General features: G+C 48.2%; 8 protein-coding genes. 2 read left to right on the top strand and 6 right to left on the bottom strand.

The annotated features are described in order from the left end of the window. Positions 1 to 67 precede the first annotated feature (67 nt). Entirely contained in the window at positions 68 to 334 is a 267-nt protein-coding gene (locus ABT56_RS05590) for an acyl-CoA-binding protein (protein ID WP_047877890.1), read from the top strand. 178 nt (positions 335 to 512) lie between these two features. On the opposite strand, the gene ABT56_RS05585 is transcribed toward ABT56_RS05590, so the two are convergent. Beyond that, on the bottom strand, positions 513 to 2,177 hold the full coding sequence (locus ABT56_RS05585; protein WP_047877889.1) for a wax ester/triacylglycerol synthase family O-acyltransferase: 1,665 nt from the start codon (positions 2,175 to 2,177) through the stop codon (positions 513 to 515). Between the two features lie 97 nt (positions 2,178 to 2,274). Beyond that, complete coding sequence (locus ABT56_RS05580; protein WP_047877888.1) at positions 2,275 to 2,634, bottom strand: phasin-related domain-containing protein; 360 nt, start codon at positions 2,632 to 2,634, stop codon at positions 2,275 to 2,277. 312 nt (positions 2,635 to 2,946) lie between these two features. Between ABT56_RS05580 and ABT56_RS05570 the strand changes: the two genes are divergently transcribed. Further along, entirely contained in the window at positions 2,947 to 5,196 is a 2,250-nt protein-coding gene (locus ABT56_RS05570) for an acetyl-CoA hydrolase/transferase C-terminal domain-containing protein (protein ID WP_047877886.1), read from the top strand. 345 nt (positions 5,197 to 5,541) lie between these two features. On the opposite strand, the gene ABT56_RS05565 is transcribed toward ABT56_RS05570, so the two are convergent. The 4 genes from ABT56_RS05565 to ABT56_RS05550 all read right to left on the bottom strand — a co-directional run bounded on the left by ABT56_RS05565 (position 5,542) and on the right by ABT56_RS05550 (position 11,449). Next, positions 5,542 to 5,787, bottom strand: a complete 246-nt coding sequence (locus tag ABT56_RS05565) for a hypothetical protein (RefSeq protein WP_047877885.1) — start codon at positions 5,785 to 5,787, stop codon at positions 5,542 to 5,544. Between the two features lie 175 nt (positions 5,788 to 5,962). Next, positions 5,963 to 7,105 carry a carboxynorspermidine decarboxylase gene (nspC, locus tag ABT56_RS05560; protein WP_047877884.1) on the bottom strand — a complete coding sequence of 381 codons (1,143 nt, stop codon included), beginning with the start codon at positions 7,103 to 7,105 and terminating at the stop codon, positions 5,963 to 5,965. A 123-nt stretch (positions 7,106 to 7,228) separates the two neighbouring features. Further along, on the bottom strand, positions 7,229 to 8,473 hold the full coding sequence (locus ABT56_RS05555) for a carboxynorspermidine synthase (protein WP_047877883.1): 1,245 nt from the start codon (positions 8,471 to 8,473) through the stop codon (positions 7,229 to 7,231). Positions 8,474 to 8,551: 78 nt separating this feature from the next. Next, entirely contained in the window at positions 8,552 to 11,449 is a 2,898-nt protein-coding gene (locus ABT56_RS05550) for a pyridoxal phosphate-dependent class III aminotransferase (RefSeq protein WP_157037782.1), read from the bottom strand. Positions 11,450 to 12,181 lie beyond the last annotated feature (732 nt).

Genomic DNA, 12,181 nt, shown 5'->3' with positions numbered 1-12,181 from the left:
ATTATTTATTGCTTTCTCAATTGAGTATTTGCATTAGTAGTACATAACGGAAATAAAGGAACATATCATGGCAGATTTACAAGCATGTTTTGAACAGGCACAAGCAGATGTTAAACAACTCACCAAACGTCCATCAAACGACGAACTGCTGGCCCTCTATTCTTTGTTCAAGCAAGCCACAGAAGGTGACGTACACGGCAAGCGCCCAGGAATGTTCGATTTTAAAGGCGCGGCAAAGTACGATGCGTGGGAAAAACTAAAAGGCCTGGACAGCGCATCAGCCATGCAGCAGTACATCGACAAAGTCAGTGAACTGCAGGCTGTCTACGCGTAATTCCAAACGCCATTTACAGATCACGAAAGGCCACCCAAACCGGTGGCCTTTCTCATTTTGCTCCTCACCCACAAATCCAGCGGAATCGGCTTTGTTGGCCTCAGACAGCAAAAAGCCCGAATTCTAATCACAAATTCGGGCCCTCTTTAATTGCAAGCTGATAATCTACTGCTCGAGTTTAGCGAGAAATCTGTTTTGGCAATTCCTCGTCGTCAGCCAAATGGTCTTGATTCTTTGCTGGCTGCTGCGGGTCAACCTCCACGGTTGCCGACATCATATCCATCAGCTTCTCTAGCTGTTTTTCCAGCTCTTCGACTTTGCGCTGCTTTTCCAAATACAGAGCCTCAAACTCCTCATCCTCAGGCGTCAGTGACTTCTGCGCGGCCTCTACCGCCAACTGCACGGATCGTCCTTCCTCATTAGATTGCTCCAATTGCTCGGCGACCGCCATCGCTGCCTCGTCCATGACCTGCTGCTCAATATCGGCAAATGCCTCACACATATAATCAGCAATCACCTCAAATCCCGGCAGAGACTGACGACACCCAACCAACGAGAAGTACATAACACCCGCATTACTAAAGAAAGTAATGTTCAGTGTCTGCCCCGGCATCAACAAAGAGACGGGGTACTGCTCATGCACCTTGGCCCCCATGAAATAGAGCTCTTCACGCGTGCCCGGCACATTGGAGATAAGCAGGTTACTGGCAGGCGGAATAAAACTGTTCAAGCCAAATTTACCACTGATCAGCGACACCCCGTTTACCAGCAAGGAATAGTTCACATAGGCATCAGGGGATATGTTGAGAGCCTCTCGTTTGAGGTCAACCGTCGCTCGCTTAATGGATGCCAAACGTTCGAGTGGCAGCATATTGGCCCGACCAAGCTCAACATGGCCTATCGACATTTTGTTGCCCTTCGCGTCCAAATCGCTCTTGTCACGCAAATTTATCGGCATCATTGCAACCAACGGTTTGCGCAATGGAATCGCCCTGTCGTTAAGGTAGCGGTTCAACGCGACATCACAAATGGTATACAGCACATCATTCATTGAAGAGCCGGTGATCCGACTGACATGCTTCAACTGAGACATGGAAAATTGCCCTAGGCTCACACCCCGCGAACGCTGTGGACTAAGATTGAACGGGGTTTTCGGCGCAGTAAAAGGGACTTTCAAATCACAATCGGCAATATTCAGTGCTTTCAAAGCCAGCTTGCTGCCTAAGCGAAACATCGATGGCAACAAAGAGAGCTGCTTGCTGGCCGTCATAGCCGTTTTCAACACCATATCCGTAAGGTGCTTCTCCTCACGCTGCTGTCTGGAGCTCTTGCGCAGATCACACTGCCAAATTGGCTTGGCAAAGGAATTCTCTACCTCAGCGGCACAGCTCTGAGTAAACAGGTTACTTGCCCTGACGCCATCAGCCATTGAATGGTGAATTTTGAGTATCAGGGCAACACGGTTGCCTTCCAACCCACCGACAACCCATACTTCCCACATCGGTCGGCTGCGGTCAAGAACCTGACTGTGCAGGCGTCCCACCAACTGCTGGAGCTGCCGCTGATCACCCGGTGCCGGTAGCATGGTGATTCGAAGATGATCCTCAAGATTGACATTTCTCACCGTCTGCCAACTCGGCTTGCCGGTCAAAGACCACTGCAATTTCCAGTTAAACGGCGGCACAACGTCAGGTTGTTGCAAGAAAGCAGAGTATAAATCCTGCGCATAATTGGCTGCATGTGATTCAGGCGGCTCAAGGGTCACCAACCCGGTCACATGCATTGGGGTTTTGGCCGTCTCAAAAGCTATAAAGCTAAAGTCCAGCAGAGACAAACTTGGCATATCCAGTCCTTATGTCTATCCATGTCAGGTGGGCTGGCAGAAAATCACCACGGCCATCGGATTTCTAGCCTTTGACCCACCTGTGTACTTCCGGTAATTATTTATCCGTCATGCCATTAATGACGGCCTGCATACGATCCAGTTTCGCTTCAAGATGAGTAAGGCGCTCGCGATCCAGCCCGCAAGACGTCTTCAACGCACGGTTAATCCCTGTTTCAACCTGATCGGCAAGCATCTCGCGGGTATCATTAACCCGTTCCAAGAGCTCCGATTCGGCCTCTTCCCCTTTTTTCACCAAGCCGTTAAACCGACTTTGGGCCAAATGTTGAGCCATACCAACCTGCTCCAAGCCCATCTTATATGCTCCCAGACCCGCATAGATGGTGGTTTTGACTGACTCTTGCCCAATCCTAGTGACGGACTTCACACTACCTAGCATCTTCATTGGATTGATCATTTTTATTCCCCTTCACGAGAGTCTTGCTATTACTACTATTAACGTACCAATTAGAATTAGAGAGCTCTTTCTAATTCCGGAAGGGAATTGCTAACAAGTTCACACAACCAAAGACCCCTTTTTCTCAACCGTTTCACCACAAATTGCCCCCTCGCCTCTGGGCTGTGACTAAGTTCACCAAACTGATATAAAAATGCTTTCAGGTTATAAAACTGCTCAAAATAGAGTGAAGGCTCTAAGTTCGGGGACAACAATGGAAAGATAACAACTATAAGAACACTATTGAATAATAACCCGAACAAGGAATGCGCCATGTCAGTCATAGAACGTCTGGATTCTGAATCCTCTAACCCTACGTTTACTGCTGTTACCACCGATACACCGACCAAGCCACCCGCAAAGGTGATCAGCAAAGCCGATGCGCTCGTCGATCACATCATTGCAACCGTGGGTAAGGAAATCATTCTCGGGCTACCTCTCGCAATAGGCAAACCAATCAATTTGGTTAATGCGTTGTACTTGCGTGCCAAGAAAGATCCGAGCATTACGCTACGTATCGAAACCGGTATAACCCTTGAAAAGCCGGTTGGAAAAAGTCGGATCGAGAAGAACTTCCTTGAACCCTTCGTGGAGCGTGAATTTGCCGGTGTCCCTGACGCAGAATATGCTCTGGGTCTGCGTAGCAACACTGTGCCGGACAATGTGACAATCAGCGAGTTCTTCTTCAAGGCGGGCAGCCATATCAACTCGCCGCAACAGCTAAACTACACCAGCACCAACTACACCCATGCGATGCGCGACTTGCTGGACAAGGGCGTTAACGTTATTGCTCAATTGGTCGCCAAGCGCACTGAAGATGGGATCACAACCTACAGCCTAAGCAGTAACTCTGATCTGGCCCTTGATATGATCCCAGAGATGGACAAGCTCAAGGCGATGGGCAAAGGCATTGCGGTTGTCGGCGAGGTTAATACCAACATGCCGTTTATGTACAACCACGCTGAAGTGGCAGATAACCAGTTCGACTTTATTCTCGACGGCAACAGCGAGCCTGACCACAAAGACTACAACCTGTTCGCAGCCCCCCATGCCAGTATCTCTGCCGAAGACCATATGATCGGTCTCTACTCAAGCTGCCTGCTCAAAGACGGCGGGACATTGCAGGTTGGGATTGGCTCGTTGAGCAGCGCCCTGACTTACAGCACACTTGTCAGACAGCAAAACAACCGCATATACAACAAAATGCTCTCTGAGTTGAACGTCTATGAAAAATTCCCGATTTGCCGTGAAGTCGGAGGAAGCGGCACATTCGAAACGGGGCTCTATGGCTGCAGCGAGCTCATGGTTGATGGATTTGTCCACCTCTACAAGGCTGGAATCTTAAAACGTGAGGTGTTCGAAGACCTCACGATTCAGAACCTGATCAACCAAGAAAAAATTGGGGTGGATGTCGATATCAGCACAGTCCTCATGCTATTTGAAGCAGGAGCCATTCACGCTCAGCTCACCTCTGCTGATGTCCGTTACCTCAAGCGTTTCGGTATCTTCAACAAGGAGGTAGAACTGATTGAGGGCTCACTTCATGTCCAAGAAGAGAGCTGCGCGGCAGATCTGCAAAACACCGAAGCACTGGAATGGATTAGCAAGCATGCCCTTGGCAATCGCCTGAGCGGTGGCGTCGTGATGCATGGTGCATTCTTCATCGGCCCTCAAGATTTTTATCAGGCGCTGCGTGACTTCAACGAGGATGACCACAGCAAGTTCTGTATGACCAGCGTGAACTACGTGAACGATCTCTACGATCATATGCTCGGCAATCAGCAGATCAAGCAAGCCCAGCGCAAACACGCCCGCTTTGTTAACTCAGGGATGATGGTAACCCTTGATGGATCTGTCATCTCCGATGCCCTGGAAAACGGCCAGGTTGTCAGCGGGGTTGGCGGGCAATACAACTTCGTTGCCCAATCTCACCAAATGTGGGATTCCCGCTCTATTATGAAAGTTCGCAGCTGTACTTTCAGAAAGGGCAAGCTGATCTCTAATATTTTGTTTAACTACGGTCACAATACTATCCCACGTCAATTGCGGGATATCGTGGTCACTGAATACGGTATCGCCAACCTTCGCGGCAAACCGGATCACGTTGTCTATACCGAATTGATCAAAATTGCCGACTCACGCTTCCAGAAACAGTTACTGGAACAAGCCAAAGCCGCAGGTAAAGTCGCCAAGGATTACCAGATCCCGAAAGAGTTCACCAACAATACGCCTGAAGCAATTCAGGCATTCTATAAAAAATACACGAATGAGGGATTCTTCGGGCCATTCCCGTTCGGCTGTAGTTTTACCGATCAGGAACTCCAACTCGGCAAGGCACTAAAAGCTCTAAAAGCCAAAACCGCAACACCGCTTGGTAAGTGCAAGACCATCGCGAAGGCACTCTCCGCACCTAAGCCGGATGATCGCATCAATACCCTACTAAAACGAGTCGGGCTGAACGAGCCACAGAACTTAGAGGAAAAAATAACACGTAAACTACTTGTTGCTGAACTCAGTATATAAGTAGGAGCTCTATCTTCACGAGCCTAACCCCTAATCACCAGAAAGTGGCAACACCGATGGTGATTAGGTCTAACTGGAAGCGAGATGCCTATGAAGAAAAAGAATAATGAAAGTGCCCTATGCCCCTATGCTGCAATATGGGGTTGCCCGAATTGCCCGGTAAAACGTATTTGCCCAGGCAAAACGACGATTGGTGATCAACCGATTAAGCGACAGAAAAGCAAACAGAACTAGGTTCACGGCACCTTGGACGGCATCCTACCATCGTTCAAGGTGTCCTGTTTTGGCTACGCAATATGAATTTCAAACCCAGAAATTACAATCCCCGAAACACGACTACTTTACTCAATCATAGAGCGATTCAATTTCCTTCTTAACCTGATAGGACTTATCGACAACAATTTTCTCCAGCACCGCAACGCGCTCTTGAAGCGACGAAATCTCCTGCTGCAGCTCTTGGTGTTTATCACTGGCTTTTTCCGAGGCAACCTTCTTCATCTCAAGTGCGTGCATGGCTTCTCGATGTGACAATAACCGCCTGATCACTTCATAACCAAAAATAATCGCAATTATTATGATAGCGATATCCATATCGTTCTCCTTGTTGGCTTAGGTAACACACAAATGCGCATCAAGTGGCATAATCTCAAGCCTACAGACCTCTGCCCATGAACAAAAGCTCAAGATGTGACAGATAACAAAAAAGAGGACCAATAGGTCCTCTTTCATTCAATTGCACGGGCTCGCCAATGGCATTAGCTCGGCATTACTTTACCGACCACTGCGACAGTGAACGCTTGAAATCTTCATAGCCAAACTCATTGAGTTTCTGGATTTCACCATTGCTACGTTCACAATACACGGATGGCATCTTCAAACCGTTGAACCAGTTCAGCTTCACCATGGTATAGCCGGCACTGTCCAAGATATGGAGGCGCTGACCAATTTCCAGTGGCTGATCAAAATTAGCAACACAGAACTGATCACCCGCTAGGCAAGAGCAAGAGCCGATAATATATTCATTGGTGCCATTCTCAGATGCTTCGAGAATTGAAGCTGGCTCGTTATAGATCAGGGTATCAAGACGGTGTGCTTCCGTCGCCGAATCTACGATTGCTGTTTTTTTCACGTTCTCTACGATATCGACAACTGTCACAACCAAATCAGTTGTTTTGGTGATAATCGCTTCACCTGGCTCAAGGTACATTTGTACCCCATGCTTTTCAGAAAACGCTTTCAGTGCTTTTGCCAGCTTTTCGATATCGTAGTTTGGCCAGGTAAAGAATACCCCGCCCCCCATGCTCACCCAATCCAGTTTGTCGAGGTATTCGCCAAACTGAGCCGAGATACCATCTAGAAGACCGATAAATGCATCAACATCTTTGTTCTCACAGTTCATGTGGAACATCACGCCGTCAAGAGTATCGAAAACCTCTGGGTTGATATGGTCAGCCTGCACACCAAGACGCGAATACTGGCGAGCAGGGTTAGCCAAATCTTGCCCCGCGTAGCTAATACCAGGGTTCAGGCGCAAACCCAAAGACACATCTTTGCCTTCAACAATGTGACGGTATGCCGCCAGCTGAGTCTGCGAGTTGAAAATCATCTTGTCACAAATATCAGCTACTTCGCGTACGTCGTCTTCACTGTAACCTACGCTGTATGCATGTGTCTCGCCACCGAATGTCTCGTAGCCCAGTTTCACCTCGAACGGGCCACTACTGGTGGTACCGTCTAGGTATGGCTTGATGATGTCAAACACACCCCATGTCGAGAAACATTTCAGGGCCAATACCAACTTCACGCCAGAAAGCTCTTTTAGCTGCTTGGCTTTTTCCAGATTAGCAATCAACTTGTCTTCGTTGATCATGAAATATGGCGTTTTCAATTCTTCTTTTTTGAATGTCATTGTCTTTTACCGCAAACAAATCTGATCCTATAGATAAGAAGGGAGCTGTTGCTCCCTTCTTGCCTATCAACTTGGCTTCAATTGCCGTATCTCTATATAACGACAATCATCAGGCAGCCTAGGTTATTTCAAAATTTTTATGTCAGGCTGACCGACTTCCAGCTCTTGTACTTCCCAGCCAAGGCCAATTGACGGCATGGTTTCTAGGAATGGATCCGGATCCAGCTGCTCCATATTGAACACGCCGGCATCTGCCCACTTGCCACGGAAGAACTGAAGCGCAGCGGTAATCGCCGGAACACCGGTTGTGTAAGAGATCGCTTGGTGCTCCACGTCTTCGTAAGCCACTTCGTGATCAGCGATGTTATAAATAAATACGCTGCGTGCTTTGCCGTCTTTGGTACCTTGTACCCACGTACCGATACAAGTATTACCTGTATAGCCCGGAGCCAGAGATGTCGGGTCTGGCAACAGTGCCTTAAGCACATGCAACGGCTGTACTACCGTACCATCATGCAGTGTCAATGGTTCTGGACTTAACAAGCCGATATCACGCATACAATTGAAGTAATTGAGGTAACGGTCACCGAAGCCCATCCAGAATTCGATGCGTTTGGCAGGAATGTACTCTTTCATCGAGCGCACTTCATCGTGTGCCATTGAATAAACTTTCTGCTTGCCGACAAGTGGGAAATCGAACTCAAGCATACGCGAGTGACACGGTACTTGTTTCCACTCACCGTTTTCCCAGTAGAAAGAGTCGCCCTGAATTTCCAGCATATTGGTTTCAGGATCGAAGTTTGTAGCAAACTTTTTGCCGTGATCGCCGGCATTAACATCCATAACGTCGATGGTGTCGATTTCATCAAACAGGTGCTTCACGGCATAAGCTGCGAACACACTCACAACGCCAGGATCGAAACCCGCACCCAGAATACCTGTGATGCCAGCTTCGTTGAATTTTTCGCGGTAACCCCACTGCCAGTCGTACGCTTCAGGTACTTGCTGGCCTTCTGAACAAAGGTCCACGGCTACGGATGTATCAAGGTAGGAAACTTTGGCCTGATAACAGGCTTCCATGATTGGCATATTCACCCAAGGTGGGCCAGCATTGATAACAAGATCAGGCTGCACGTCCTTGATCAGGGCAACCAGTGCATCGACATCGTCTGCATTCACTGCACGGGACTGCAGTTTCTTAGACGGATCCTTCAGGTTATTCTTTCCTTTGATAGAGTCGATAATCTTGTCACATTTACCAACAGTACGCGATGCAATAGTGATATCGCCAAGTACATCATTATTTTGAGCTGCTTTATGCGCTACAACCCAACCAACACCACCTGCACCAATCTGTAGAATTGCCATTTCTTCTTTTCACCATCCATTTTAAAAGTGAGTAAGAGATACAGCCTGCCCCGTGCAGGCTGTATCATTTCGGTTTACTTAGTTGCCAACTTTTTGCTCAGCCTGAGCTGCAACTTGGCGAATTGCATTAAGTAGCGATTCGAAATCTGCCTGAGTCAGACATGGGTTCAAAATCGTGAACTTCAGAGCAACCTTGCCATCCACCACGGTTTCACCCAGTACTGCCTTACCTTCAACCAGCGCATCGATACGTAGCTGCTTGTTAATGCGATCGTGCATTGCCGCATCATTGTTGCCAACGTAACGCAACAACACGGTAGACAGCGCAGGATCAGCCAACAGCTCGAAATCAGCCGACTGATTCACCATATCAGCAACTTGCTGAGTCTGGTTCAGAAGATGATCGTACATCGCACCCAGCGCCTGCGGACCTACGCTCTGCATAGTCATCCACACTTTCAACGCATCAAAACGCTTAGTGGTTGCGATTGACTTGTCTACCAAGTTTGGTAGCAAATCATCTTCACGGTTCAGGTAATCAGCATGGTGCAGCAGGTACTTAAAGTTTGCCTTGTCCTTGATCAGAACAGCACCACAGCTGATTGGCTGGAAGAATAGCTTGTGGAAGTCAACACTGATTGAATCCGCTTTCTCGACACCTTCCAGACGCGTCTTGTGACGGCTCAGAATCAATGCACCGCCGTAAGCACCGTCAACGTGTAGCCAGATGTCGTGCTGCTGGGCAAGCTCGGCCATGCCATTCAGATCATCAATGGCACCGTGGTCAGTCGTACCTGCGGTACCGACCATTGCAAATGGCAACAAGCCTTCTTGCTTCAGCGATTCGATAGTCTCAGCCAACGCTGCCAGCTTGATGGTACCGTTCGGGTTAGTATCAACAGTCACAACCGCACTTTCACCCAAGCCCATCAGTGATGCTGACTTCTGTACGGTGAAGTGTGATTTCTTCGAACATAGGATACGTAGCTTAGCCGCGTACTCTGGCAGACCTTGTTTCTGGATATTGTGACCAGAGATCTTGTCTGCTGCACGATCACGAGCAAGTAGTAGACCCATCAGGTTAGATTGAGTACCACCGCTAGTGAAAATACCGTCAGCGTTATCGCCGTACTGGTACACACCACACAACCAGTCGATCACTTTCTGCTCAACAAACGTACCCGCACTTGATTGGTCCCATGAATCCATAGACTGGTTCAGGGCAGCAATGAATGCTTCTGCAGCAACAGCCGGCAATAGCGGCGGCGTATGCAGGTGAGCAATACAGTGTGGGTGCTGAACCATGATTGAGTTCTTGGCGATTAGCTCACCAGTTTGCTCGATAACCAAGTCCAGAGGCAGTTGCTGGTTGTCCAGATCAATCGCGTTGATCAAAGACTTAAGCAGCTGTGGATCCATACCAGAGTACGGTGTTTCAGTGTTTTCGAATACTTTCTTCAGAACCTGAGTTGTCTGGTTCAGAGCCGCTTCGAACTTATCCGCACCGCCTTTACCCGTGTGGATAAAGTGATTGCGCCATTCTGCCGCATCGCTCGCTGTCTCTTTTGCTTTCGCTGGACCAGCCGTTGCCATGATCGCCTTAGTTAGCGCATCAATAGCAAAATCAAGCTGCTCGTAAGAGATGATCAATGGTGGCAAGAAACGCAGAACAGAGCCCTGACGGCCGCCCTTCTCGATGATCAGACCACGCTCAAGCGCTGCACGCTGAATAGCAAGAGCCAGTTTCGGATCAGCCTCAGGCTCACCAAACTTGTTGCGAGAACCATCTGGGTTACAGATCTCAAGACCTAGCATTAGGCCTTTACCGCGAACTTCTGCGATACAGTCAGTCTGCTGAGCGATACGCTCTAGGCCTTCACGCAGGTACTGACCCGCATTGCGCGCGTGTTCAACCAGGTTGTCACGACGGATAATTTCAAGTGCCTTGGCACCCGTTGCCATCGCTAGCTGGTTACCACGGAACGTACCTGTGTGCTCGCCCGGACGCCATGTATCGATCTCCTTATCGAAGATCAGAATAGACATCGGCAAACCACCGCCTACTGCTTTAGACAGACACAGAATATCTGGGTTGATGCCTGATTCTTCAAACGCAAAGTTGAAGCCAGTCTTACCAATACCACACTGGATTTCATCAAAGATCAGCAGGATGCCATGCTCTTTGGTGATACGGCGTAGTTCACGCAACCAGAAAGCAGGAGCTGGGATCACACCGCCTTCGCCTTGTACAGGCTCAACAATGATCGCAGCTGGCTTCTGCACGCCACTCTCGTCATCGTTCAGCATGCGCTCGATGTAACGAAGAGTCTGCTTGGCACCTTCATCACCGTGCATGCCAAACGGGCAGCGTAGGCTGTATGGGAATGGTAGGAAGTGAACATCCGCCATCAGGCCGATACGGCGCGCTTTGGTGTTCAAGTTACCCATCATCGCCATCGTACCGTTAGTCATACCGTGGTAAGCACCGTGGAAGGCTGCCATGGTATTACGGCCAGTTGTCTGCTTAGCCAGCTTAATCGCAGCTTCAACAGCATCGGCACCAGAAGGGCCACAGAACTGGATACGGGCATTTTTGGCAAATGACTCAGGTAGGAAGCTCATCACTTCTTTGATGAACTTATCTTTGGTCGGCGTAGTAATATCCAATGTCTGGTAAGGAACACCAGCATTTAGCTGCTCTACGATAGCCTGGTTGATTTCTGGGTGGTTGTAACCCAGAGCCAACGTACCGGCACCAGCAAGACAGTCTAGGAATAGCTGACCACGGCTATCTTCAACCAAAACACCAGAGGCTTTGGCAATAGCAAGTGGCAAACGACGCGGGTATGAACGCACTTCTGATTCATAATGCTCTTGACTCAGCAGTAGCTCGTCCGGTGTCAGATCATATACACCTTGTACCACAGGTACATTTGAGGCGAGTTTTAGCTCGTCAAGGTCAAACACATTACTCATGATTTTCATCTCATCACATGCACTTTGATATCTTCACCGAGACTGACAACAACCAATAGTGAGATATCATAAAGTGCTAAGCCACATCAATTATGATGTATTAACAATAACTTATCGAAGGCTTCTAAAAGCAATCGACGTGACAAACCCACGTACAGGTGCGCGAGAAAGGCTCTTATAAACTGGGACGCAACAACCAAATACGAAGGAAACAAAGTCTTGTGATCAGAAGATCATGGCTCAGTAATAATACTGCAGTTGGGTAAGACAAAGCTGATTGGGTTTGATAAGGATATAACATTCACAGTTGGGATTCCTCAATATGCCGTCGCTTTACTTCCTAGCAACTGACGCTATTAGTGCCCGTCTACTAACCACTAGCATGGCTAATACCTACCTAGTACATGGATGCAATCAGCCCGAATACTCCACATACCGTATGTCTCAGTACAACTTCCCCCTGAGATTGCGCGAAAAGTAACACATCGTAGATGTGTAGCCAAGTATTATTTCTATTAAATAGCATGAATGGATTATTTCAATCCTCCAGCCGTTATGAATAAAATTTTAATCATACAAATGAATATAAAAACGGCATGACATGACACAAATCGTCAACAAAAAAACAGACCCCCTCTGAATGAAAGTCGATATAGCCAGAAGCGATAAAAAACATACGAAAAAGCCCCAGCATTTCTGCTGGGGCTCAATGTAATATGGAGGCGCGTCCCG

The sequence above is a fragment of the Photobacterium aquae genome (assembly GCF_001029445.1).
Lineage (GTDB): Bacteria > Pseudomonadota > Gammaproteobacteria > Enterobacterales > Vibrionaceae > Photobacterium > Photobacterium aquae.
This window is presented reverse-complemented; position numbering and strand designations above follow the sequence as displayed.